Source organism: Streptomyces sp. NPDC002896 (genome assembly GCF_040295225.1).
Classification (GTDB): domain Bacteria; phylum Actinomycetota; class Actinomycetes; order Streptomycetales; family Streptomycetaceae; genus Streptomyces.
In genome coordinates this window covers 511,061-535,828 of record NZ_JBEOVA010000001.1, presented here as the reverse complement: position 1 = coordinate 535,828, position 24,768 = coordinate 511,061, and the positions used below count along the sequence as shown (strand labels likewise).

The 24,768-nt window shown below is 71.0% G+C and carries 21 protein-coding genes; 13 read left to right on the top strand and 8 right to left on the bottom strand.

The features are described from left to right. The first annotated feature begins 140 nt into the window (after positions 1–140). Positions 141–1,169 (top strand): aspartate-semialdehyde dehydrogenase, encoded by a 1,029-nt coding sequence (locus tag ABT009_RS02210; RefSeq protein ID WP_351288523.1) that lies wholly within the window; start codon positions 141–143, stop codon positions 1,167–1,169. Positions 1,170–1,245: 76 nt separating this feature from the next. Here the strand turns inward: ABT009_RS02210 and ABT009_RS02205 are convergent, their stop codons facing one another. Next, a complete protein-coding gene (locus ABT009_RS02205) occupies positions 1,246–1,575 on the bottom strand; it encodes a helix-turn-helix domain-containing protein (protein ID WP_351288521.1) in 330 nt (109 codons plus the stop codon). Continuing rightward, positions 1,572–1,943 (bottom strand): type II toxin-antitoxin system RelE/ParE family toxin, encoded by a 372-nt coding sequence (locus ABT009_RS02200; RefSeq protein WP_351288519.1) that lies wholly within the window; start codon positions 1,941–1,943, stop codon positions 1,572–1,574. Before ABT009_RS02200 ends, ABT009_RS02205 begins: the two co-directional genes overlap by 4 nt. 142 nt (positions 1,944–2,085) lie before the next feature. On the opposite strand from ABT009_RS02200, the gene pepN reads away from it, so the two are divergent. Continuing rightward, the gene (gene pepN / locus ABT009_RS02195; protein ID WP_351288517.1) at positions 2,086–4,653 is read left to right on the top strand and encodes an aminopeptidase N; all 2,568 of its coding nucleotides are present in this window, start codon (positions 2,086–2,088) and stop codon (positions 4,651–4,653) included. A 53-nt stretch (positions 4,654–4,706) separates the two neighbouring features. Here the strand turns inward: pepN and ABT009_RS02190 are convergent, their stop codons facing one another. Continuing rightward, entirely contained in the window at positions 4,707–5,627 is a 921-nt protein-coding gene (locus ABT009_RS02190) for an EamA family transporter (RefSeq protein WP_351288515.1), read from the bottom strand. Positions 5,628–5,764: 137 nt separating this feature from the next. Here ABT009_RS02190 and ABT009_RS02185 point away from each other — a divergent pair, with 137 nt between their 5' ends. Continuing rightward, entirely contained in the window at positions 5,765–6,274 is a 510-nt protein-coding gene (locus tag ABT009_RS02185) for a MarR family winged helix-turn-helix transcriptional regulator (protein WP_351288513.1), read from the top strand. A gap of 11 nt (positions 6,275–6,285) precedes the next feature. Here ABT009_RS02185 and ABT009_RS02180 read toward each other — a convergent pair whose 3' ends face one another. Then, positions 6,286–7,818, bottom strand: coding sequence for an FAD-dependent monooxygenase (locus ABT009_RS02180; protein WP_351288511.1), 1,533 nt, complete (start codon positions 7,816–7,818; stop codon positions 6,286–6,288). A gap of 99 nt (positions 7,819–7,917) precedes the next feature. On the opposite strand from ABT009_RS02180, the gene ABT009_RS02175 reads away from it, so the two are divergent. Next, entirely contained in the window at positions 7,918–8,523 is a 606-nt protein-coding gene (locus ABT009_RS02175; RefSeq protein WP_351288509.1) for a TetR/AcrR family transcriptional regulator, read from the top strand. Between the two features lie 120 nt (positions 8,524–8,643). Here the strand turns inward: ABT009_RS02175 and ABT009_RS02170 are convergent, their stop codons facing one another. The 3 genes from ABT009_RS02170 to ABT009_RS02160 all read right to left on the bottom strand — a co-directional run bounded on the left by ABT009_RS02170 (position 8,644) and on the right by ABT009_RS02160 (position 11,315). Continuing rightward, positions 8,644–8,883, bottom strand: coding sequence for a hypothetical protein (locus tag ABT009_RS02170; protein ID WP_351288507.1), 240 nt, complete (start codon positions 8,881–8,883; stop codon positions 8,644–8,646). A 101-nt stretch (positions 8,884–8,984) separates the two neighbouring features. Continuing rightward, on the bottom strand, positions 8,985–11,018 hold the full coding sequence (gene malQ / locus ABT009_RS02165) for a 4-alpha-glucanotransferase (protein ID WP_351288505.1): 2,034 nt from the start codon (positions 11,016–11,018) through the stop codon (positions 8,985–8,987). Continuing rightward, positions 11,019–11,315 (bottom strand): hypothetical protein, encoded by a 297-nt coding sequence (locus ABT009_RS02160; protein ID WP_351288621.1) that lies wholly within the window; start codon positions 11,313–11,315, stop codon positions 11,019–11,021. A 622-nt stretch (positions 11,316–11,937) separates the two neighbouring features. On the opposite strand from ABT009_RS02160, the gene ABT009_RS02155 reads away from it, so the two are divergent. From ABT009_RS02155 to ABT009_RS02140, 4 genes are all read left to right on the top strand, one after another. Beyond that, positions 11,938–14,874: a glycoside hydrolase family 84 protein gene (locus tag ABT009_RS02155; protein ID WP_502989797.1), complete on the top strand. Its 2,937-nt coding sequence runs from the start codon at positions 11,938–11,940 to the stop codon at positions 14,872–14,874. Positions 14,875–14,976: 102 nt separating this feature from the next. Continuing rightward, on the top strand, positions 14,977–15,510 hold the full coding sequence (locus ABT009_RS02150) for a PadR family transcriptional regulator (protein ID WP_351288501.1): 534 nt from the start codon (positions 14,977–14,979) through the stop codon (positions 15,508–15,510). Continuing rightward, positions 15,507–16,211, top strand: a complete 705-nt coding sequence (locus tag ABT009_RS02145; RefSeq protein WP_351288499.1) for an ABC transporter ATP-binding protein — start codon at positions 15,507–15,509, stop codon at positions 16,209–16,211. Before ABT009_RS02150 ends, ABT009_RS02145 begins: the two co-directional genes overlap by 4 nt. Next, positions 16,208–17,548: an FtsX-like permease family protein gene (locus tag ABT009_RS02140; protein WP_351288497.1), complete on the top strand. Its 1,341-nt coding sequence runs from the start codon at positions 16,208–16,210 to the stop codon at positions 17,546–17,548. Before ABT009_RS02145 ends, ABT009_RS02140 begins: the two co-directional genes overlap by 4 nt. Before the next feature lie 82 nt (positions 17,549–17,630). Here the strand turns inward: ABT009_RS02140 and ABT009_RS02135 are convergent, their stop codons facing one another. Further along, the gene (locus tag ABT009_RS02135; RefSeq protein ID WP_067273458.1) at positions 17,631–18,167 is read right to left on the bottom strand and encodes an HNH endonuclease; all 537 of its coding nucleotides are present in this window, start codon (positions 18,165–18,167) and stop codon (positions 17,631–17,633) included. Between the two features lie 481 nt (positions 18,168–18,648). Between ABT009_RS02135 and ABT009_RS02130 the strand changes: the two genes are divergently transcribed. The 5 genes from ABT009_RS02130 (at position 18,649) to ABT009_RS02110 (ending at position 24,763) form a co-directional block, all read left to right on the top strand. Then, complete coding sequence (locus ABT009_RS02130) at positions 18,649–19,722, top strand: mechanosensitive ion channel family protein (RefSeq protein ID WP_351288495.1); 1,074 nt, start codon at positions 18,649–18,651, stop codon at positions 19,720–19,722. Positions 19,723–19,984: 262 nt separating this feature from the next. Next, positions 19,985–20,773: a hypothetical protein gene (locus ABT009_RS02125; RefSeq protein WP_351288493.1), complete on the top strand. Its 789-nt coding sequence runs from the start codon at positions 19,985–19,987 to the stop codon at positions 20,771–20,773. Positions 20,774–21,003: 230 nt separating this feature from the next. Beyond that, positions 21,004–22,236: an ROK family transcriptional regulator gene (locus ABT009_RS02120; RefSeq protein ID WP_351288491.1), complete on the top strand. Its 1,233-nt coding sequence runs from the start codon at positions 21,004–21,006 to the stop codon at positions 22,234–22,236. Between the two features lie 224 nt (positions 22,237–22,460). Further along, on the top strand, positions 22,461–23,792 hold the full coding sequence (locus ABT009_RS02115; protein ID WP_351288489.1) for an ABC transporter substrate-binding protein: 1,332 nt from the start codon (positions 22,461–22,463) through the stop codon (positions 23,790–23,792). Between the two features lie 11 nt (positions 23,793–23,803). Then, the gene (locus ABT009_RS02110; RefSeq protein ID WP_351288487.1) at positions 23,804–24,763 is read left to right on the top strand and encodes a carbohydrate ABC transporter permease; all 960 of its coding nucleotides are present in this window, start codon (positions 23,804–23,806) and stop codon (positions 24,761–24,763) included. Positions 24,764–24,768: the final 5 nt, after the last annotated feature.

The following is a 24,768-nucleotide window of genomic DNA, read 5'->3' as shown; positions in this document are numbered from 1 at the left end:
CGGCCCGAAACGTTCGGCCGGGGCCCGCTGTCCGCGAACCGTCCCGCCCCTCGGACAATGGATTGGCAAAGCGGCCGGGGGCATACGCATCATGGAGCCGCACCCGCAGCTCAGCCACACGCATGCAAGAAGGAGTCCTCGTGAGGGTCGGAATCGTCGGAGCCACCGGTCAGGTCGGCACAGTCATGCGCAGCATCCTGGACGAGCGGGACTTCCCGGTGGACGAGCTGCGCCTGTTCGCCTCGGCCCGGTCGGCCGGTTCGACGATCGACTGGAAGGGCACCCCGGTGACGGTGGAGGACGCCTCCACCGCCGACTACACGGGCCTGGACATCGTGCTGTTCTCGGCGGGCGGCGCGACCTCGAAGGCGCTGGCCGAGAAGGTCGCCTCGCAGGGCGCGGTCGTGATCGACAACTCGTCGGCCTGGCGCAAGGACCCCGAGGTCCCGCTGGTCGTCTCCGAGGTGAACCCGCACGCGATCGCCAACCGCCCCAAGGGCATCATCGCCAACCCGAACTGCACGACGATGGCCGCGATGCCGGTCCTGCGTCCGCTGCACGAGGAGGCGGGCCTCGAGGCGCTCGTCGTCGCCACCTACCAGGCCGTCTCCGGCTCTGGCCTCGCGGGCGTCGCCGAGCTGCACGGCCAGGCGCAGAAGGTCATCGCCGACGCGGACAAGCTGACGCACGACGGCGAGGCCGTGGACTTCCCGGAGCCGGGCGTCTACAAGCGCCCCATCGCCTTCAACGTGCTCCCGCTCGCGGGCAACCTCGTCGACGACGGCCTGAACGAGACCGACGAGGAGCAGAAGCTCCGCAACGAGTCCCGCAAGATCCTCGAGATCCCGGAGCTCAAGGTGTCCGGCACCTGCGTGCGCGTCCCGGTCTTCTCCGGCCACTCCCTGCAGGTCAACGCCCGTTTCGCCCGCCCGATCAGCGTGGAGCGGGCCACGGAGCTGCTCTCCGACGCCCCCGGCGTGGAGCTCTCCGACATCCCGACCCCGCTCCAGGCGGCCGGCAAGGACCCGTCGTACGTGGGCCGCATCCGCGTCGACGAGACCGTTGAGAACGGTCTCGCGCTCTTCGTCTCCAACGACAACCTCCGCAAGGGCGCGGCGCTGAACGCGGTGCAGATCGCGGAGTTGGTGGCGGCGGAGCTCAGCCGCTAATAGCTCAGCCGCCAGTCGTACGTTGCCGAGGGGGCGGCCCAACCGAATCCCGGTGGCCGCCCCCTCGGCACTTGCGTCATGCGACCTGCACAGAGACATCACCGCGGCGAATGACGACGGCGACTTCACCGCCGAGTGCAGCGGCGTAGGCACGCAGGGTGTCCAGGCTGTCCACCTCGCCGTTCTCGATCTGGGACACGCGTGCCTGACTGACGCCGATCGCCGCCGCGACGTCCTTCTGAGTCAGCCCGGTCTCCCGCCGTAGCGCGGCCAGTTCATGTCCACGGATGCGGGCCACGTTCTCGGCCCGCATCCTGGCGCGGTCGAGCCGGGCCTGGGCGGAATCCAGCTCCGGATGGCGCTCGAACGCCTCGGCGCGTACCTCGCGCCAGGATCGCCCTTTCATGCCTGACCCTCCCGTTTCCTGCTTTCCACATACTGACCGTAGCGCCGCTCAGCGGTCGCGATGCCCTCGTCGTACCACCGAGCCCACTGCCCCGCCTTGTCTCCGGCGACCAGAATTACGGCACAGCGCTCGGCGTCGAAGACGAAGAGCATTCTGATCTCGGAGCCGCCGCTGGAACCCGGCCGCAGCTCCTTGAGGTTGTGCAGCACACTGCCGTGGATTCGGTCCACCATCGGCCGACCGAGCGTCGGACCTTCGAGAGCGAGGTGGTCCAGCGCTTCGGTGACTCGGGTCGCGGACTCCGGGTCGTCCCGGCAGAGGTCGAGGAACCACTCCTCGACCGGTTCCAGCAAGATGATCTCCCACATGCCGCGAACATAAGGCTCAGCTTATGCCGTCTACTCGGCAAGCGCAGAGGAATACCTGATCGAGTGGCGGCGGCCGGCGTGGAAGACTGGCGGCAAACGCCACAAACACGATGGCGCCACCAGCATCCGAGGAGATGACCGCGTGCCTGGCACGAATCTGACCCGTGAAGAGGCGCAGCAGCGGGCGAAGCTGCTCACCGTGGACTCGTACGAGATCGATCTCGACCTCTCCGGCGCGCAGGAGGGCGGCACCTACCGGTCCGTGACCACGGTGCGGTTCGACGCGGCCGATGGCGGGGCGGAGACCTTCATCGACCTGGTGGCGCCGACGGTCCACGAGGTCGTGCTCAACGGGGACGCGCTGGACCCGGCCGAGGTCTTCGCCGACTCGCGCATCAAGCTCCCGGGCCTGCTGCAGGGGCCGAACGAGCTGCGGGTCGTCGCGGACTGCGCGTACACGAACACCGGTGAGGGCCTGCACCGTTTCGTCGACCCGGTCGACAACCAGGCCTATCTCTACACCCAGTTCGAGGTGCCGGACGCCCGCCGCGTGTTCGCGAGCTTCGAGCAGCCGGACCTGAAGGCCACCTTCCAGTTCACCGTGAAGGCGCCTAGCGGCTGGACGGTGATCTCCAACTCGCCGACGCCCGAGCCGAAGGACGATGTCTGGGCCTTCGAGCCGACGCCGCGCATCTCGACGTACATCACGGCGCTGATCGTCGGCCCGTACCACTCGGTCCACAGCGTGTACGAGAAGGACGGCCAGAGCGTGCCGCTGGGCATCTACTGCCGGCCCTCGCTCGCGCAGTTCCTCGACTCGGACGCGATCTTCGAGGTGACGCGCCAGGGCTTCGAGTGGTTCCAGGAGAAGTTCGACTACGCGTACCCGTTCAAGAAGTACGACCAGCTCTTCGTGCCGGAGTTCAACGCGGGCGCGATGGAGAACGCGGGCGCGGTGACCATCCGCGACCAGTACGTGTTCCGCTCGAAGGTGACGGACGCGGCGTACGAGCGGCGCGCCGAGACCATCCTGCACGAGCTGGCCCACATGTGGTTCGGCGACCTCGTGACGATGGAGTGGTGGAACGACCTGTGGCTCAACGAGTCGTTCGCCACCTACACCTCGGTGGCCTGCCAGGCGTACGCGCCCGGGTCCCGCTGGCCGCACTCCTGGACGACCTTCGCCAACTCGGAGAAGACTTGGGCGTACCGCCAGGACCAGCTGCCGTCCACGCACCCGATCATGGCGGACATCCGCGACCTGGACGACGTCCTGGTCAACTTCGACGGCATCACCTACGCCAAGGGCGCCTCGGTCCTGAAGCAGCTCGTCGCGTATGTCGGCATGGACGAGTTCTTCAGCGGTGTGCAGGCGTACTTCAAGCAGCACGCGTACGGGAACACGCGGCTGAGCGATCTGCTGGGCGCGCTGGAGGAGACCTCAGGGCGTGACCTGAAGACCTGGTCGAAGAAGTGGCTGGAGACGGCCGGTATCAACGTCCTGCGGCCGGAGATCGAGACGGACGCGGACGGTGCGATCACGTCGTTCGCGATCCGCCAGGAGGCGCCGGCGCTTCCGGCGGGTGCGAAGGGCGAGCCGACGCTGCGTCCGCACCGCATCGCGATCGGCCTCTACGACCTCGACGAGGGCGGCAAGCTGGTGCGCGGCGACCGCGTCGAGCTGGACGTCGACGGCGAGCTGACCGCCGTACCGCAGCTGGTGGGCAAGCGCCGCCCGGCGGTCGTGCTTCTCAACGACGACGACCTGTCGTACGCGAAGGTCCGCCTCGACGAGGAGTCGCTGAAGGCGGTCACCGAGCACCTCGGCGACTTCGAGGCCTCACTGCCGCGCGCCCTGAGCTGGGCCTCGGCCTGGGACATGACGCGCGATGCCGAGCTGGCGACCCGCGACTACCTGTCGCTGGTGCTGTCCGGCATCGGCAAGGAGTCGGACATCGGCGTGGTCCAGTCGCTGCACCGCCAGGTGAAACTGGCGATCGACCTGTACGCGGACCCGGCGTGGCGCGAGACGGGTCTGGCGCAGTGGACCGAGGCGGCGCTGGAGCATCTCCGGGCTGCGAAGCCGGGCAGTGACCACCAGCTGGCGTGGGCGCGCGCCTTCGCGGCGACCGCGCGGGCGGACGCGCAGCTCGACCTGCTGGCCGCCCTGCTCGACGGCACGGAGACGATCGAGGGCCTGGTCGTCGACACCGAGCTGCGCTGGGCGTTCGTGGAGCGGCTCGCGGCCACGGGCCGGTTCGGCGAGGCGGAGATCGCGGCCGAGTACGAGCGGGACAAGACCGCCGCGGGCGAGCGCCACGCGGCGACCGCACGGGCCGCCCGCCCGACCGTCGAGGCCAAGGCGGAGGCGTGGGCGTCGGTCGTCGAGTCCGACAAGCTGCCGAACGCCGTGCAGGAGGCCGTGATCGCGGGCTTCGTACAGACCGACCAGCGCGAACTCCTCGCTCCCTACACGGAGAAGTACTTCGCCGCGGTCAAGGACGCCTGGGAGTCCCGCTCGCACGAGATGGCCCAGCAGATCGCGATCGGCCTCTACCCCGCGCTGCAGGTGGAGCAGGCCACCCTGGACGCGACGGACGCCTGGCTGGCCTCCGCCGAGCCGAACGCGGCCCTGCGCCGCCTGGTCTCGGAGTCCCGGGCGGGCATCGAGCGGGCTCTGAAGGCGCAGGCTGCGGACGCGGCGGCGTAGTTCTTCGTTCGTGTGTGGGGTGCCTCTCGGGCCGGGGGGCACCCCACACGTCGTCAGGAGCGAATCCGCTGGACTCCCCGCTCTACGGGGGCGATCCGGAGGACATCGGGCGCGGCGGCCGAGGCGCGCGGCCGCGCCTGGCCCGCGAGCGTCGCGCCGAACGCGATCGCCATGCCCACCAGTTGCACGGGCGTGAGCGCCTGGCCCAGAGCCGCCCATCCGATGACCGCGGCGGTCAGCGGGGAGAGCGGGCCGAGGAAGGTGACCTGCGTGGCGGTCAGGCGGCCGATGCCGCGGAACCAGAGCCAGTACGCGACCGCGGTGTTGGCGACCGCCAGATAGACGTACCCGGCGATGTTGCGGCCGTCGAGCGCGGGCGGTGCGCCCTCGACCAGAAACGCCACCGGCGCGATGAGCAGGCCGCCCGCGGTGAGCTGCCACCCCGTGAGCGCGAGCGGACCGACGCCTTCGGGGCGCCCCCAGCGCTTGGTGAGCACGGTTCCGGTCGCCATCGAGGCGGCCGAGGCGAGGGCGGCCAGTACGCCGACGAGGTCGAGTGCCGACGCGGCCTGGAGGACGACGAGGCTGACGCCGAAAGCCGCCGCGATACCGGTGAGCAGGGTACGCAGGGTCGGCCGCTCACCCAGCAGCAGCGCGGCCAGACCCGCCACGAACAGCGGGCCGACCGAACCGACGACCGCGGCCATACCGCCGGGCAGCCGGTACGCGGAGAGGAAGAGCAGCGGGAAGAAGGCGCCGATGTTCAGGGCGCCGAGTGTCGCCGCCTTCCACCACCAGGCACCGCGTGGCAGGACTCGTGTGAGCGCAAGCAGGGCGACTCCGGCAGGCAGGGCGCGCATCAGGCCCGTGAACAGCGGACGGTCCGCCGGCAGGAACTCCGTCGTGACGGCGTAGGTCGACCCCCACGAGACGGGGGCGAGGGCGGTGAACAGGACGGTGCTGGCGCGCTTCATCGACGATCCCCTCCGGTGCGTGGCTCACCCGACCAAAGTAGCTTAGCTCTAAGTTACTTTTTAGCAAGCAAATCAGCACGAAGATACTTGCTGTCGAGTTACTTGCCGTCGATCGATCGGGCGCCGATACTTTTCCCATGAACGCGACCCCGCAGGACAAGGACCCCGTCGACGCGATCATCGAGCAGTGGGCCACCGTCCGGCCCGAGCTCGACACGACCGCGATGGAGGTCTTCGGCCGCGTCTACCGCCTTGCGCGCACGATGGGCGACCGCGTCGAGAAGGTGTACGCCCGCTTCGGCCTCTCACGCGGCGAGTTCGACGTGCTCGCGACGCTGCGCCGCGCCGACAAGCCGTACGCGCTCTCGCCGCGACAGCTCTCGGCGACGCTGATGATGACCACCGGCGGCATGACGGGGCGCCTCGACAAGCTGGAGCGGGCCGGGCTGCTGCGTCGCTCGCCCGATCCGCACGATCGGCGTGCGCTGCAGGTGACGCTGACGGAGAAGGGGCTTGCGGTGGTCGAGGAGGCGGTTGTAGCGGGGCTTGAGGTGCAGACGGAGGCGCTGTCTGTGCTGGATGCGGAGCAGGCCGGCCAATTGGCCGGCCTGCTGCGGCGGTTGCTTGCTGGCACCAGCGGTAGCTGACCGTACGACGTTCAGTTGCCCGCCGTCGTGGGCTGTGCCCACCCGTTCCGCCCTGCGGAACGCCTGCCCACAGCGGTGACGGCGGCCAAGGCATCCTCCACAGTTTCCGCGTCCGCCGAATCCGACGCCCACGCCACATACCCGTCCGGCCTCACCAGGAGCGTCGTGCTGCGGTTTGTGGTCCAACGGGTCACCGTGAGGCGGTCCTTGCGGTCTTCGGGCTCGATCGCCGTGTCGGCCGATGTGATCAGGACGAACTTCCCGCCGCGCAGCGCCTCGTAGAGGCGGCCGTCCTCAAGTGCCACGTCCGGGACACGCTTGCCGGTGAGGGGGTGGGCGCCGCGCGGTGCCGGGTACGCGTATCCGATGCCGGTGATCTGGCCGAGCATCTTGGCGCGGACCGGGCGCGCGATGCCCAGGAACGCCGTGAGCGCGGCCCGGGCCGCCAGCGTCCACGGGCGCTTCGCCATCGCGAGGCGCACGATCCCACCGCTGGAGCGCAGCACGGCCTTGCCGACGGGGTGCCGCTCGGTCTGGTAGGTGTTCAGCAGACCCTCCGGGGCGTGGCAGTCGAGTACCGCTGCGAGCTTCCAGCCGAGGTTCGCGGCGTCCTGCAGGCCGGTGTTCATGCCCTGGCCGCCCGCCGGGGTGTGCACGTGCGCGGCGTCCCCGGCAAGGAAGACACGGCCCACCCGGTACTGGGGCGCCTGCCGCTCGTCGCTGTGGAAGCGGGACATCCAGCGGGCGTCGTGCATCCCGAAGTCGCGGCCCAGGGCCAGTCGGGTGATCTCCTTGATCTCCTCGAGGTCGACGGGCTCGCTGTCGGGGACGTTGCGGCCGCGGTTCCAGCCGATGACGCGGTAGTAGCCGTCGCCGAAGGGGGCGATGAAGGCGAAAGCGTCCCCCACGGCGTTGACGGTCAGTACCGTCTCCGGCTGCTCGGCGAGCTGCACGTCCGCCAGGACGACCGAGCGGATGACCGACTTGCCCGGGAAAGGCTGGCCGATCGCCTCGCGTACGGCGCTGCGCAGGCCGTCGGTGCCGACGACGTACGCGGCCCGCCGCGTGGCCGGCTCACCGTCCGGTCCTCGCACCTCGACGGTCACCCCGTCGCCGTCCTGCGTCAGGCCCGTCACCTCCGTCTCGTAGGCGAACTGCACGCCCGCCTCGACCGCGCGCCGCTCCAGCGCGGCCTCGATCTCGTACTGCGGCAGCACAAGGAGGTGCTTGAAGCGGGACGGAAGGGTGCTCAGGTCGAGCGTGAGGCGGCCGAAGAGGCGGAGCCGGTCGAGGCGCTGCCCCTTGGCCTCCAGCTCGTCCGCCAGGCCGCGCACATCGAGCTGTTCGAGCGTGCGGGCGTGCACGACGAAAGCGCGGGAGAGGTTGCTGATGCCGCGCGGCCGCCTTTCCAGCAGCGTGACGGGGATGCCCGCCTCGGCAAGGTCGCCGGCCAGCAGCAGGCCCGTCGGGCCGGCGCCGACGACGATGACGTGGCGGTCATGGTCGTGGTCGTTGCGCTGAGTCGATCCGGTCGTGCCGTTCATTGCGGCCTCCTGATGCCAACGCCTGTTGGTCAACGCTTGTTGGCCAACGTACGACTCCGGCTATGGACTGTCAACAGGTGTTGGCCTACGGTTGTTGGCATGTCCGAAAGCGCATCCGCAGCCAGCCTCTTCGACCCGGGCGCGTCCGGGCGCCCACGCCGCTCCGACGCCACCCGCACCGCCATCCTGACGGCCGCACGCGAGCGCTTCGCCGCCGATGGATACGAACGCGCCACCATCCGCGCCATCGCCCGGGACGCCCGGATCGACCCGTCGATGGTGATGCGCTACTACGGCAGCAAGGAGGGGCTCTTCGCGGCCGCCTGCGCCTTCGACCTGCACCTTCCGGGCCTGCAAGGGACGCCCCTGAAGGACGTGGGCCGGACGCTCGTGAGCCACTTCCTCGACCTGTGGGAGGAGAACGAGGTCCTCACCGCGCTGCTGCGGGTGGGCGTCACCAACGCTGCGGCTGCCGAGCGCATGCAGGGGATCTTCAAGGAGCAGCTGCTGCCGGTCGTCCGGCAGGCCTGCCCCGATCAGGGGCAGGCTCCGGCCCGCGCCGCACTGGTCGCGTCACAGATCCTGGGCATGGCCCTGACCCGTTACGTGCTGCGCTTTCCGGGCGCCGCCGCGCTGAGCCGCGAGGAGATCGTGGACTGGCTGGCACCGACGGTGCAGCGCTACCTCACGGCGGAGGAGCCGTAGGACGGCAGCGCGGCCGGGTCTGGAGACACGTCGAGGGCGCCCCTCGCGCTGTGTACGCAGAAAGGGGCGCCCTCGACGAAAGCTGTGTCGGGCGGGGCTGAGGCCCTGGTCGCCCTGGTGTCAGCCCTGCTTCTGCTGCTTGCGGGACTTGTCGCCCAGCATCACGAGGCCGGCGATCGCCAGGAAGATGACGATGGGCAGCACGACATAGAGACCCAGCGTCTCGACCACGCTCAGGCCGGGGCCCGGGTCATCGCCGTCGTCGCGGATCAGCGCGGAGGCGGGGGACGACATCAGCAGCATCATCAGCGTCGTACCGGCGGCCAGGGCGCCGGCGCGCAGGGCGTTCTTCTTGTCCACGGTGCCAACGTAGCGAACGGCCGAACGGCCCGCGCGCCCGGGGTGCCGTACGAGCCCTCTCAGGGCTCTCTCGGCACGCACTCCGGGCGCTCCGGGCGCTCTCAGGGCCTGAGCACATCGATCAGCGCGTGCAGCCGGGGCGATGCCGCGAGTTGCTCGAGGGTGACCGGGCGGCCCTCGGCGTCCGCGATGGGCAGCCGCCAGTTCGGGTACTGGTCCCAGGTGCCCGGCAGGTTCTGCGGGCGCCGGTCGCCTACCGTGTCCGGCAGCCACAGGCCGACCATGCGGGCCGGGGTGCGCAGCAGGAAACGGTGGACGGCGCGGATTTCCTCCTCCTCGTCGCCGGGCCCGCCGGGCAGGAGCCCGAGCTGCGCCAGCAGTGCGCGCCATTCGTCGACGTCGGCGGCTGCCTCGGCGCGCTCCTCGTCGACCGGGCGGGTCAACAGGCCGAGCTCAGCGCGGAGTTCGACGTGGTCACCGGTGAGCCGGGACGCGGTGGAGGGCAGGTCGTGCGTGGTGGCGGTGGCCAGGCAGTCGGCGCGCCACTCCTCGGGCGGCAGCGGCTTTCCGGAGCCGTCCCAGTCCCGCTCGAACCAGAGCACGGAGGTGCCGAGCATGCCGCGCTCGTGCAGCGTCTCGCGTACGCCGGGCTCGACGGTGCCGAGGTCCTCGCCGATGACCATGGCGCCCGCGCGGTCCGCCTCCAGCGCCAGGACTGCGAGCATGGCCTCCGCGTCGTAGCGGACGTACGTCCCCTCCGTGGGCGGCTGACCCTGCGGGATCCACCAGAGCCGAAACAGGCCCATGACGTGGTCGATGCGGAGCGCACCGGCGTGCCGGAAGAGGGCGCGCAGCAGGTCGCCGTACGGGGCGTAGCCCGAGGCGGCGAGGCGGTCCGGGCGCCAAGGGGGCAGGCCCCAGTCCTGGCCGCGGGCGTTGAACGCGTCCGGGGGCGCGCCCACCGTCATGCCCGCCGCGAAGTAGTCCTGCAGCGCCCAGGCGTCCGCGCCGCCGGGGTGCACGCCCACGGCGAGGTCGTGGACCAGCCCGATCGGCATGCCCGCGTCATACGCCGTGCGCTGGGCGGTGGCGAGCTGGGCGTCAGTGAGCCAGGCGAGGAGGCTGTGGAAGTCGACGCGGTCCCGCAGCTCCTCGCGGGCGCGCGCGGTCTCCGCCGAGCGCGGGTCCTTCAGGCCCTCCGGCCAGGTGTGCCAGTCGGAGCCGTGCACCTCGGCCAGCGCGTACCAGGTCGCGTGGTCCTCCAGCGCCCGCCCTTCGGCGGCGAGAAAGCCTTGGTAGGCCGCGCGCCGTCCCGGGCCCAGCGGGACGTCCCGGACCAGCTCCAGCGCCTCCCGTTTGAGCGCCCACACCGCGTCGCGGTCGATCAGGGCGCCCTTCTCCAGGACCGATGCGCGCAGGGCGGCGACCCGCTCGAGCAGGCCGCGCGCCTTCTCACCGTCCGGTCCCGGGAGGTACGGGTACTCGGGGATGTCCTCGATGCGCAGATGGACCGGGTCCGGGAAGCGGCGGGACGACGGCCGGTACGGCGAGGGGTCGGTCGGAGGGCCGGGCACGGCGGCGTGCAGCGGGTTGACCTGGATGAATCCCGCGCCGAGCGAGCGGCCCGCCCAGGCGGCGAGCTCGGTCAGGTCGCCGAGATCGCCCATGCCCCACGAGCGCTCCGACAGCAGCGAGTACAGCTGCACAAGGAGTCCGTACGTCCGGCCCGCCGGGCCCGGCGACTGCTCGGGCGCGATGATCAGGTGCGCCCGGGCGGTGCGGCCGTCGGGCGCGGTGGCCTGCAGCGTGTGGACACCGGGCGGCAGGCCCGTGGCGGATGCGCGGGTCTCGCCCTGCTCCGTCTCGATCCGCACGCGCGTGCCGGGCGGCAGGTCCGCCAGGGCGGCGGGCTCACGGTCCGGCCGGCCCACGACCGTGGGCGGGAGGAGCCGCTCCCGCAGCTCGGCCTCGCGGGTCTCGAGCGCGTGCCGGATCGCCTCGGGCGTGCTCGCGTCGACGCCCAGCGCCGCCAGCGTCGTGACGACCGCGGAGTCCGATGCCTGGACCGTACGGCCGGGCGACGGGGAGTACGAGGTGGCGACGCCGTGCAGCGCGGCGAGCCGGGCAAGGGGCATCTACGCTCCCATGGGGTCCGGGCCCGCGGCCGCGCCGTTGGAGGTGGACTCGCTGGTGAGCGGGGCGACGTCGGAGAGCGGTGGCTCGCTGGTCAGCGGCGCGGCGTCCGCGAGGGGCGGTTCGCTGGTGAGGGGCGCCTCGGCGCAGGCGCCTTCCGCGGTGAAGCAGGTGCAGTCGTCCAGTGCGTGGGCGGGGGCCGGGACGGCCCCGGACAGGTCCGTGGGTTCGCGGTCCGTGAGTTCGAGGTCCGTGGGTTTGGAGAGGGCCGAGAGCAGAAGGTTCGCCGATGCGGCCACAAGGGCCTCCTTGTCGTGGGCCGGACACCCCTCGGCTTCGCCGGGAGGCATGGTCAGGCAGCCCATACCCCGTGGGCGCGGCCGCAGACGTACTCGGTCGGTCAACGTGTTCCTGGTCACATTCTGTTCCGAGCGCGGGAGTTGATCCAGTGGGCGCGACGCCATGACCGCAACTCCCGAGGGCACACGTGTCACAACGGCCACGCTCGTTGACACTCTCCGTGCATGAATGGTGGGCTCTCTGTCATCGCGCGAGGCCTGTGAAGGTGCCGATGCGCGGCGTGTCGAACGCAGTTGACCTACGAGGAGAGAGTCCGTGCAGCTCCGCCGCTGGGGGCGCAGCAGGAGAGCGGCCGCCATCGCGTGCGCCGTCGTGGCGGGTGCGCTGGGCGCCGGTGCGCCGGGCGCCGTGGCGGTTCCCCCGCCGCGGGGCGCGGCGGCGATTCCTCCACCGCGTGGGGCGGCGGAGGTTCCTACGTCTCCGGACGCTGCGACGGTGCCCTCGCCTCCGGAAGCGCCCTCCGCTGCGGAAACGGCGCCTCCGGAAGCGCCGCCCGCTGTCCCGCCCGGCGACCGCCCGGCGGAGTCGTCCCTCCCGGCTGTCCGGCCCCTCCCCCAGTCGATGCAGCCCCGTGGCCCGGCGGCCACGATCACCGACGACGTCACCCTTGCCGCACCCGTCGGCACGGACCCGTACGCGCTTCGGGCCCTGCGCGCCCTGCTGCGCAAGGCGGGCGTCCGGCGCATCACGGAGGTACGGGACGGTGCGGCGCTCCCTGCCGGGCGCGGGCTGGTGATCCGCGCGGGCGAGGAGGCGGCCCGTACGAGCGCCAGGCCCGGCGCCGCGCACCCGCGCGGCGGTTCGGCGGATGTCGAGAACACCCTCCGGGCCCTCGGGGTGGCCGCCGAACGCGGCGAGCTGCCGGCCGGCGGGTACCGGCTGGCCGTGGGGCGCGTCGGCGGCCGTGACACCGTGGCGATCTCGGGGACCGGCGATGACGGGCTGTTCCACGGCGTTCAGACGCTGCGTCAGCTGATGTGGGGGTCCCCCCTGCTCGTGGGGGTCCCCCCTGCTCGAGCGGAGCCGAGGAGGAGCCGAGAGCTTGGGGGAGGCCGCCGGATCGCCGGTGCCGTCGTACGCGACTGGCCCGGCACCGCCGTACGCGGCATGACCGAGGGGTTCTACGGCACACCGTGGACCACGCGGCAGCGGCTGGCCCAGCTGGACTTCATGGGCCGGACGAAGCAGAACCGGTATCTCTACGCCCCCGGCGACGACCCGTACCGCCAGACGCGCTGGCGCGAGGCGTACCCGCCCGAGCAGCGCGCCGGTTTCCGCGCGCTCGCCGAACGGGCCCGCCGCAACCATGTGACGCTCGCCTGGGCCGTGGCGCCCGGCCAGGCGATGTGCCTGTCGTCGGACCGCGACCTGAAGGCCCTGATCCGCAAGGTCGACGCCATGTGGGCGCTGGGCGTGCACGCCTTCCAGCTCCAGTTCCAGGACGTCAGCTACAGCGAGTGGCACTGCGCACAGGACGCCGCTGTCTTCGGCTCGGGGCCCGGCGCGGCCGCGAAGGCGCACGCGCGCGTGGCGAACGCGGTGGCCCGGCATCTCGCGAAACGCCACCCGCGCTCCGCCCCGCTGTCGCTGATGCCGACCGAGTACTACGAGGACGGGCCGACCATCTACCGCACAGCGCTGTCGGGCGCACTCGACGAAGGCGTCGAGGTGGCGTGGACCGGCGTCGGAGTCGTCCCCAGGACCATCACAGGTCCCGAACTCGCCTCGGCGCGGCGGGCGTTCGGCTCGCGGCATCCGCTCGTCACGATGGACAACTACCCGGTCAACGACTACGCCCAGGACCGCATCTTCCTCGGCCCCTACACCGGCCGCGAACCCGCCGTGGCGACCGGCTCCGCGGCACTGCTCGCCAACGCGATGGCGCAGCCCGCGGCCTCCCGCCTGCCGCTGTTCACGGTCGCCGACTACGCCTGGAACCCGCGGGACTACCGGCCTCAGGAGTCCTGGCTCGCCGCGGTCGACGACCTCGCCGGCGACGACGAGAGGACCCGTGCGGCGCTGCGCGCGCTGGCCGGGAACAACGCCTCGTCCGTCCTGGGCGCCGACGAGTCCGCGTACCTGCGGCCGCTCATCGAGGAGTTCTGGCAGGCCCGTACGGTGCAGGACGCCGCGCGGAACGAGGCGGCGGCGCAGCGGCTGCGCGCCGCCTTCACGGTGATGCGACAGGTGCCGGGGCGCCTGTCCGGCACTGCGCTGAGCCGTGAAGTGCGGCCCTGGATCGAGCAGTTGGCGCGCTACGGGGCGGCCGGCGAGACCGCCGTCGACATGCTCGTCGCGCAGTCGCGCGGCGACGGCGGTGCGGCCTGGCGGGGGGCGCGGGAGCTCGCGCGACTCGACGGCGGACGGGAGCCCGGCCTGCTGGGCGGCGCGGCGACGGCGGACCGGGTGACGGTGGGCAGGGGCGTACTCGCCCCGTTCCTGAGGCGCGCCGAGCAGGCGTACGCCAGGTGGTCAGGCCTCAGCCAGGAGTCGGCCGCGGCGAAGGACTCCCCGCAGGACAGGGCCGTGGGCGGCCGCACGGTCCGCTTCTCGCGCGTGCGCCCGCTGACCGCGGTGACCGCGATGACCGCCCCCGGCACTCCCGGCACCGTGGAGGCGCACATCCCGGACCAGGGCTGGCGTCCCATCGGCGAGCTGGCGGCCGGCGGCTGGACGGAGCTTGCGCCGAGCGGGCTGCGCGCCGACGCGCTGCGGATCACCGGCCCCGCGGCACGGGGGGCCACGTCCCTGAGGCGGCGAGGCGGTGTGGACCACCTCGTCCCCTGGTTCGCCGACTCCCCCGCCGCCGACGCGAAGCTCACCCGCGAGACCGACGTGGTGATCGGCGGCGGCATCCGGCGGCTGAGCCTGCGTCTGACGCCCCGGCGCCCCGCAGACGTCCGGGGCAAGGTCACCGTGCGGGCGCCGAAGGGCGTCATCGTGCGCGTTCCGCCGGAGACGACGCTGCCGCGCGGCACAACGGTGACCGTGCCACTGCACGTCACGGTTCCGGAGGGCACACCCGCAGGGACGTACCCGGTCCGCGTCACGTTCGGGAATGCGACGCGCACTCTCGTCGTGCGGGCCTGCCCGCCCACCGGAGGCCCGGACCTCGCACGGGGCGCCGCCGCTAGCTCGTCGGGCGACGAGACCGCGGACTTCCCAGCGTCGGCAGCGATCGACGGCGACCCGGAAACCCGCTGGTCATCGCCCGCCGAGGACGGCGCATGGTGGCAGCTGCAACTGCCCAGCCCGGTCCGCCTCGGCGCGCTGGTCCTGCACTGGCAGGACGCCTACGCATCGGCGTACCGCATCCAGGTCTCGCCGGACGGCAGGACATGGCACACCGCGTCAGCCGTGCGTGACGGCCACGGCGGCCGCGAGACGGTCCGCCTGGACGCACCGGGCACCCGCTTCGTCCGCGTACAGGGCGACAAGAGGGCCACGCGCTTCGGCTACTCGCTGTGGTCGGTGGAGGCGTACGCGGTCGTGCAGTGACCGCTCACGGTGGCGCTTCCCCTGGTCCGCGGAAGCCATTTCCGGAAGCTGTTCGCCGAAGACTATTCACTCACTACATATTTTGAGTACATACTGCTCCCCATGAGCACCCGCCACATCCTGCTGGGGCTGCTCGCCGGAGGTCCGAGCCATGGTTACGACCTCAAGCGACGGCACGACGAACGCTTCCCGCAAGCCCGTCCGCTGGCCTACGGGCAGGTGTACACGACGCTTCAACGCCTGGTCCGCGACGGCCTCGCGGAGGTCGACGGCACCGACTCCGACGGGGGCCCGGAGCGCACCCTCTACCGGTCCACCGACGCCGGGGCGCGTGAACTCGCCGCTTGGGCGAGCGAGATCACTCCGCCCGCTCCCTTCGTGGCCAACGAGATCTTCGCGAAGGTCGTGGTCGCGATCCTCGCCTCGGGTGATGCCGCCGCCTATCTGGCAGGGCAGCGAGCCGCGCACATGGCGCGCATGCGGGAGCTCACGGCGGTCAAGACCGCATCGGATGCCGATCTCACGACCGTGCTCTCGGCCGACTATGCCCTGTCCCATCTCGATGCCGACCTGCGGTGGATGACCGCCACCGCCGCCCGGCTCACCACTCTGACCGCGGAGGTCGACGCAGCATGAGCACCGACAAGGGGGTGCCGCTCCTGGCGGCCCGCGGCTTGGTGAAGGCCCACGGCAGGAACGAGGCGCTGCGCGGCACCTCGGTGGATCTGCACCCGGGCGAGATCCTCGCCGTCACGGGCGCCAGCGGCAGCGGGAAGTCCACGCTGCTGCACTGCCTGGCCGGAATCATCCGCCCGGACGAGGGCTCGGTCACCTACGGGCAGGAACGGCTCGACCAGCTGTCCGAAAGACGACGCAGCAAGCTGCGGCGCACGGAGTTCGGCGTGGTCTTCCAGTTCGGCCAGCTGATCCCCGAACTCACCGCTCTCGACAATGTGGCGCTGCCGCTGCTGCTCTCCGGAGAGGGGCGCAAGGAGGCGCGCGGACGGGCGGGCGAGTGGCTGGAGCGGTTCGGGGTGCGGGGGCAGGAAGACCTCCGGCCCGGCGAGATGAGCGGCGGGCAGGCCCAACGGGTGTCGCTGGCACGGGCGTTGGTGACCGGCCCGAAGGTCGTCTTCGCGGACGAGCCCACCGGAGCCCTCGACTCGCTTGCAGGCGAGCAGGTGATGACGGCACTGGTGCACACCGCCCGGGAGGCCGGCACGGCCGTGTTGCTGATCACCCATGACGCACAGGTCGCGGCGTACGCGGACCGCGAGGTGCTGCTGCGCGACGGCACCGTCGTACCCGAACTCGAGGCGCAGGAGGTCACCCGATGATGAACGGCCTCCGGCTCGCCTGGCAGCTGACCCACGGCTCCGACCGCCGCGAGTGGTGGCGTGTCGCGCTCACAGGCCTGGGCGCCGCGCTGGCCACCGGCTTCGGGCTCGCGGCGGCCGCGGTCGCCTCGCTCCGCGGGCAGGTGCGTCTCTCGTACGCCCACGGGCTGCTGAACGAGCCGGGGCAGCGCGCCGGTGTGGTGGTGACGCTGCTGCTCCTGCTGGTACCGGTGCTCGGATTCCTGGCCCAGTGCGCCCGGATCGGCGCCGTGCACCGCGACCGGCGGCTGGCCGGTCTGCGGCTGGCGGGGGCCACGCCCTGGCAGGTGCGGCGGATCGCCGCTGCCGAGGCGGGCCTTGCGTGCCTGATGGGCTCGGCCGTCGGCGCGACGTTCTGCGTGCTCCTTCTGCGGAGGCTGGGGCACTGGCCGCCGGCTCCGGCCTGGGCCGCGTTCGCGCTGATCGCGGGGGCCGTGCCGGTGCTGGGCGCCCTGGTGAGCGCCCTGGCGCTGCGCCGTGTGGTGGCCTCACCGCTCGGCTGGGTGCGCCGGGTGCGTCCGTCGTACGGCCGGGTCGAAGCACTCGCTCTCCTGGTTCCCGTGCTGGTGGTGTTCTGCTCTGCGGCACTGATCGTCGTCCAGGGCCGTCGCGGCACGGCCGCGTTCCCGCTGGGGGTGTTCGCCGCGGTGGTGCTGACCGGGGCGGGCGCGGTTGCGGTCTCGGGGGCCACGGCTCGGGTCATGGGCAGGGTCCTCGCCGCACGGGCCGAGAGCCCCGCCGTGCTGATCGCCGCCGGGCGGCTGCAGTCGGACCCCTGGGCCGCCGCACGCACCCACGCCGCCGTACTGCTGGTGGCCGTCGTCGGGGTCGGCTTCGTGGGCGTACGGGAGATGCTGCTGGACGTCCTGAACAACGACCGCAACTACTCGGCCGAGGACATGGCCTTCTACACGACCGGCATTAACCTCGCGGGCGCCGCCGTCCTGGTGGCCCTGGTGATCAGCCTCTGCGGCCTCGCCGTCGGCACCGCCGAGTCGCTGGCCACCCGGCGCAGAGGGCTCGCCGCGCAGGCCGCCGCAGGGGTGCCGCACGAGGTCCTGGGCCGGACGCTGCTGCTGGAGACCGCGATCCCACTGGCCCCGGCCATGCTCCTGGCGGGCATCGGCGGCACGGGCGTGTACGTCGCCTACGGCCTCCTGGTCGACGCCGGGCGTATCCCGCTCCTACTGCCGCTGCTCGTGCCCGTTGCCGTCTACGCCGCCGCCCTGCTGGCCGCGGCCACCTCGCTGCCGCTGCTGCGGCGTTCCGTACACCCTGCGGAGCTGCGGTTCACGTAACGCGGCCCTGCAGGGGAACGGGGGGCCGGGGGCCCAGGCATGGGCCCCCGGGTGAACGGGGGAACGCGAAGGCCCGGATCCGTCAGGCAGAGATGCCGTCGATCCGGGCCATAGCGTCCTCCGCGCCGTACGGCTGCAAGTACGGCAGCCAGCGCGGATCCCTATGGCCGGTGCCGATGATGCGCCAGGCGAGGCCGGTGGGCGGGGCGGGCTGGTGCCGTAGCCGCCAGCCGAGCTCCCGCAGGTGGCGGTCGGCCTTGACGTGGTTGCAGCGGCGGCAGGACGCCACCACGTTGTCCCAGACGTGCTTGCCTCCACGGCTGCGCGGGATGACGTGGTCGACGCTGGTTGCGACGCCACCGCAGTACATGCACCGGCCGCCGTCGCGGGCGAAGAGCGCCCGCCGGGTCAGAGGAACGGGCCCCCTGTAGGGGACCCGGACGAACCGTTTGAGCCGGACCACGCTGGGTGCGGGGACAGTGACGGTTGCGCTGTGCATAAAGGCGCCGGACTCCTCGAGGCAGATGGCCTTGTTCTCGAGGACGAGGACGAGCGCGCGGCGGAGCGGTACGACGCCGAGTGGCTCGTACGACGCATTGAGGACCAGGACGTGCGGCACGGATGCCTCCTTGTACGCCGGCGGCGCGTGGCTCGCGCCGGGACGATCTGTTGTCAGTCTGACCTCATGCCTGGTCGAAGCGCCACCATGTCCGGGTAACGGGATGAGGGAGTTTTCCCCGCACCCCCTGCTCCAGGTGCCGCTCGAACCCGTCGGCCTGTGGTTCGGCCAGGGATTCCAGGGATGGTCCTGCGGGAGTGTGCGGTCGGCCACACCTCTCCCGGGCGTGCGGTCGTGTGCCATCGGCCACACCACCCGGGGATGCGCGGTCGCCACACCTCCTTCATCCCCTGGTGAGCACAGTCTCTCCCTCGAACATCACAACGATCCACACACGATGCCCCGTTAGTGTGGTGTGTCTGCCCGAGCGGTGCGCACCGTGCGACCGTCGTCTCAGGACGGCCTGGACCGTCGTCCCCGAAGACCTGGACCGCCGTCCCCGGACGGCCCGGGCAGGCCGCTACGCCTGGAGGTACCTGCCGTGCTCTTGTCCGTCCTTTCGGCCGCCGGATCATCGTCGTCGGATCCGCAGAAGGTCACCCTCGAGGACGCTCAGGAAAAGGCCACGAACGCCGCGAGCTGGGTCGAGCAGAACTGGTCGACCTGGCTCAGCATCGGCCTGCGCGTCCTGTTGATCGTCGTGATCGCGGCGGTGCTGAGAGTGGCGATCCGGCGTGCGATCACCAAGCTGATCGAGCGCATGAACCGCACCGTCCAGGCCGTGGACGGCACCGCGCTGGGCGGGCTGCTGGTCAATGTGGAGCGGCGCCGCCAGCGCTCGCAGGCCATCGCATCGGTGCTGCGCTCGGTCGCGTCCTTCCTGGTCCTGGGCACGGCCGCGCTGATGATCCTCAGCACCTTCGAGATCAATCTGGCGCCGCTGCTGGCCTCGGCCGGTGTCGCGGGTGTCGCGATCGGTTTCGGCGCGCGCAACCTGGTCACGGACTTCCTCTCCGGCGTTTTCATGATCATCGAGGACCAGTACGGGGTCGGGGACTCCATCGACGCGGGCGTGGCCTCCGGCGAGGTCATCGAGGTGGGCCTGCGGGTGACGAAGCTGCGCGGCGACAGCGGCGAGATCTGGTACGTCCGCAACGGCGAGATCAAGCGCATCGGCAACCTCTCGCAGGGCTGGGCGACGGCGGGCGTCGACGTCACGGTCCGCCCCACCGAGGACCTGGACCAGGTCAAGGCCATCCTCGCCGAGGTCGGCGAGAGCATGGCCAAGGAGGAGCCCTGGAACGAGCGGCTCTGGGGCCCCGTCGAGGTCCTCGGCCTCGACAGCGTCCTGCTGGACTCGATGGTCGTCCGGGTCTCCGCGAAGACCATGCCGGGCAAGGCCCTGTCCGTCGAGCGCGAGCTGCGCTGGCGGATCAAGCGGGCGTTCGACGAGGCGGGCATCCGCATCGTCGGCGGCCTCCCGGCCCAGCCGGAGGACGCGGACGCGGCGGCCGACCCGACGGCGGGCATGGCGGCCCCTTCGGCCTACGCGTCGACGACGTCGCCGCAGTCGCAGGCGGCCTCGCCGATCGCGCCGACGAGCACGGCAAAGTAGCGCGACTGCTGATCACAGAAGCAGCGCGGCTGCTGATCACATACGACGGAGGCGGCACCCCGAATGTCCGGGATGCCGCCTCCGTCATGTATGGCAGGTCATGTCGCAATACCTGACAGCAACGCCACAGCAGACCCAAAATTAACGCTGTTCACAGGATGCACGCATTCCCGTCACGTTCGTGATCCCTTATCGTCAGCCCGTCAGTGGGCCCTTGATCAGGAGCGCAACGCCCGGGGGCCCACTTGGAATGTGGGGATCCATGCGTAGATTCGCCATAGGCGCCGCCGTGTCCGGCGCTCTGGCTCTGACCGCCGTCTCCGTGCCCGCCGCACAGGCGCTGACGCCGGACATCAGCTTCTCCAACGTCGTCGTCAACGGCGGCAAGAGCATCACCGTCGGCACCAGCGCCACCGTCGAGGTGCCGGTGACGTACACCATCACGCGGACCGCGGACGTCCAGTTCGACGACGTGTCCGCCGTCGTCGAGCTCTACCGCGGCAGCAGCTACGGCACGGCCGAGAACTTCCTGTTCCCGGGCGACGTACCGACCTGCACCGCCGTCGACGACACCACGCAGAACTGCACCGGGACCATCGCGATCGACCCGGAGATCGACCTGTACGACGCCAAGGACGCCACCACGTGGAAGTCCGCCGGCGTGTACTACCGCTTCGACGACGACGGATACGACTACATCGGCCGTACCACCTCGGCCACCGCCACCCTCAAGCGCGCCGCCAAGGTCACCACCAACGCCTCGCCCGAGCCCGTGAAGAAGGGCGCGACGCTGACCGTGACCGGCAGCCTGACGCGCGCCAACTGGGCGACCGGCTCCTACAGCGGCTACACCAGCCAGTCGGTCGCGCTGCAGTTCAAGGCCAAGAGCAGCGACAGCTACACGACCGTGAAGACGGTGACCTCCGGCACCTCCGGCGCCCTGAAGACCACCGTCACCGCCTCCACCGACGGCTACTGGCGCTACAGCTTCGCGGGCACCTCCACCACCGCGGCGAAGAACTCCACCGGCGACTACGTCGACGTGCAGTAGCACGCACCGGGCAGCACCTCTGCCCAGAGCCACCGCCCCCGCAGGTAACGACTCCGTTTCCTGCGGGGGCGGTTTCCTTTGACGCCTTGACGCCCGATCCGTCCCCGGCCTACCTTCCTCCCCAACCGATAGGAAACTTTCCTAACAGTGCTCGGGCCCAGTGATCCTGGATGGACTTCCGGCCAGGAACACTGGGAAGCTGGGCAGCCGAAGGGCAGGTGGCGACACGCATGGCAGGAACCGGATCCGGAACCACCGGTACGCCGGGCACGCCCCGCGTCCTGCGTGCCATGAACGACCGGGCCGCGCTCGACCTCCTGCTGGAGCACGGGCCGCAGTCCCGGACACGGATCGGCAAGCTCACCGGTCTGTCGAAGCCCACGGCCTCCCAGCTGCTGGCCCGTCTCGAGGCCGCCGGGCTCGTGATCGCCACCGGAACCAGCGAGGGCAGCCCGGGGCCCAACGCACAGCTGTACGCGGTGAACCCCGCCGCCGCCCGGGTCGCCGGGCTCGATGTCACACCCACAGGCATCCGGGCCGCGGTCGCCGACATCACCGGCCGTACCGTCGGCACCTACGAACTGCCGACACCCGGCCGCAGCGCCCACGGCGCCATCGAGCGGGTGCTGCACGCACTGGACGGCGCGGTCATGGATGCCGGGCTGCACCGGACCGACATCCACCGGGTGGTGATCGGCACACCCGGCGCCTTCGACCCGGCCACCGGCAATCTGCGCTACGCCATGCACCTGCCCGGCTGGCACTCGCCGCGGGTGCTGGAGGAGCTCGGCGGGGCCCTGGGCCCCATCCCCTTCGAGGTGGAGAACGACGTCAACCTCGCCGCCGTGGCCGAGCAGCGCATCGGCGAGGCGCGGGGATGCGACAACTTCACCCTGCTCTGGGGTGAGAGGGGTTTCGGTGCCGCCGTGGTGATCGGCGGCAGGCTGCACCGGGGCGCCACCGGAGGCGCGGGCGAGGTCGCCTTCCTGCCGCTGCCCGGAGCGCCGCTGGTACGCAACGTCGCCCGCAGCAACTCGGGCGGCTTCGAGGAGCTGGCGGGCCGTCGGACCATCCTCCGGTTGGCCCGCGACCAGGGCCTGACCCCGCCGCCCGGCGGCAGCCTCACACAGAAGGCCGCCGCGGTGGTCGCCGAAGCGACACGCACCCCAGGAGCAGGGGATGCCGTGCTCGCCGAGTACGCCACCCGCCTGGCGACCGGACTCGCCGCGATCGTCGCGGTGGTCGACCCCGAACTGATCGTCCTGGCCGGCGCCGTGATCACCGCCGGAGGGGAGCCGCTGCGCTCCCTGATCCAGTCCGAACTGGCCGAACTGGCGGTACCCAGACCCGCCATCAGGCTCAGCACGATGCCGGAGCACCCCGTGCTGTGCGGAGCCCTGCAGTCCGCCCTCGCGGCCACCCGCGACGAGGTCTTCGACACCACCACGGATCGCACCCGCTGATCCGCGGGCACGACCCGTCCCCCTCACCCCAGCCCCTTCGGGCGATCAGTCCACCGAGCCGCGCATCAGCACACCCCGCACGGCCGGTTATGCACCACTACATACCCATACGAACCTGACCCTCTGCGTCCCTACGTCCCCTGTCCCTTGTCGTCTCCCCTGCGCCCCGCACGCGCGGAGCACCTCCCCTCCCCGTTCCGGCCACTCTCCCAAGGAGTTCCGCCATGCCCAGAATCACCCGTGCCTGCCTCGCCGGCGCGCTCACCGCGCTGGCCCTGACCGCCACCGCGTGTACCGGTTCGAGCACGTCCGGCGCGACCGACGACGCCAGCAAGCCGACCACCATCACCTTCTGGCACCCCTGGAGCGCCCCCAACGAGGTCAAGGCGATCGAGGCGAACGTCGCGGCCTTCGAGAAGGCGCACCCCAACATCAAGGTCAAGGTCGTCGGCAACGTCGACGCCGACAAGGTGAACCAGGCGCTGCGCGCCGGCGGAGCCAACGCCCCCGATGTGGTGGCATCGCCCGAGACCAGCAACGTCGGCAAGTTCTGTTCGTCCGGAGTCTTCGCCGACCTCGATCCCTTCCTGAAGAAGTCGAAGATCGACACCGCGAAGACGTTCCCCAAGCCCATGCTGGACTACACCCAGTTCGAGGGGACGCGCTGCGCACTGCCCCTGCTCGGCGACGCGTACGGCCTCTACTACAACAAGACGGCGTTCGAGAAGGCCGGCATCAAGTCCCCGCCCAAGACCCTGTCCGAGTTCAAGGCCGACGCGATCAAGCTGACCAAGACCAAGGGCGACAGCTACTCGCAGCTCGGCTGGATGCCGAACTTCCACGGCTACGAGGTCACCGTGCCGCACCTGGCGGCGCAGTGGGGCCCCACGTACTTCGACGCCGCCGGCAAGTCGAACGTCGCCAAGGACCCGGCCTTCAAGGAGCTGCTGACCTGGCAGTCGGACATGGTGAAGGCGCTCGGCGGCTTCAAGAAGCTTGAGAAGTACCGCTCCACCTTCGGTGACGAGTGGTCGGCCCAGAACCCGCTCCAGACCGGGCAGATCGCCATGAACATCGACGGCGAGTGGCGCGGCGGCATGATGAAGGACGCGGGCGTGGACTTCGACTGGGGAGTCGCGCCCTTCCCCGTGCCGGACGACCAGGCCGACACCTATGGCAAGGGCTTCCTGACCGGCACGGTCATCGGGCTCGCCAGCACCAGCAGCAAGCAGAACGCTGCCTGGGAGCTGGTGAAGTACATGACCACCGACACCGACGCGGTCGTCTCCTTCGCCAACGCCATCAACAACGTCCCCTCGACCTTCGCGGCGCTGGAGTCCCCGAAGCTCAAGAACGACGCGACGATGAAGGCCTTCGTGAAGATCGCCCAGAACCCCAACAGCAACACCACTCCGGCCGCGGTCAACGGCAGCGCCTACCAGGACACCCTGCAGAACTTCGCCTACGACTACGAGTCGGGCAAGGCGAAGGACCTGGACTCCGGGCTGAAGAAGACGGCCGAGCAGATCGACACCGACATCGCCCAGGCGAAGTAGGCAAGCAGGCCATGACGATCCTTCACGGCCACTCGGCGGCGCTTCGCTCGAAGCGCCGCCGGGAGGGGCTGCGTACGCTGGCGTTCCTCTCCCCGTGGCTCATCGGCTTCAGCGTCTTCTTCATCTATCCGCTGCTCTCCACCGTCTACTTCTCGCTGATGAAGTACGACGGCTTCCGGCCGCCCACCTGGAACGGCCTCACCAACTGGACGTATGTCTTCACGCAGTACCCCTTCTTCTGGGCCGCGATGCGCAACACCCTGTGGCTCGTGGTGGTCATGGTGGCGTGCCGGGTGGCCTTCGGCCTGGGCATCGGACTGCTCATCACCAAGATCAAGACGGGTGCTGGTCTGTTCCGTACGGCCTTCTACCTCCCCTACCTCGCCCCGCCCGTGGCGGCGACCCTGGCCTTCGCCTTTCTGCTCAACCCCGGTACGGGACCGGTCAACCAGGTGCTCGGCGACCTCGGTCTGCCGCAGCCCGGCTGGTTCAACGACCCGTCCTGGTCCAAGCCGGCGCTGACCCTGCTCGCTCTGTGGGGCATCGGCGACCTCATGGTCATCTTCATGGCGGCACTCCTGGACGTGCCCAAGGAGCAGTACGAGGCCGCCGAACTCGACGGCGCCGGGCCCTGGAAGCGGTTCCGCTACGTCACGCTGCCGAACATCTCCCCCATCGTGATGTTCGCCGTGGTCACCGGGGTCATCCAGACCATGCAGTACTACACGCAGCCGCTCATCGCCGGTAAGACGGCCAGCGGCGTCATCGGCGCCGGCGCCGGCCAGATCTACGAGCCCGGCTATCCGGGCAAGTCGACGCTGACCCTCCCCCAGCTCGTCTACAACCTGGGCTTCCAGCGCTTCGACACCGGTTCCGCCTGTGTCGTCGCGCTCGTCCTCTTCGCCCTGTCCATGGCGTTCACCGCGCTGCTGATGCGCCGCCGCGGCGGCCTGATCACGGTGGAGGACTGATCCCC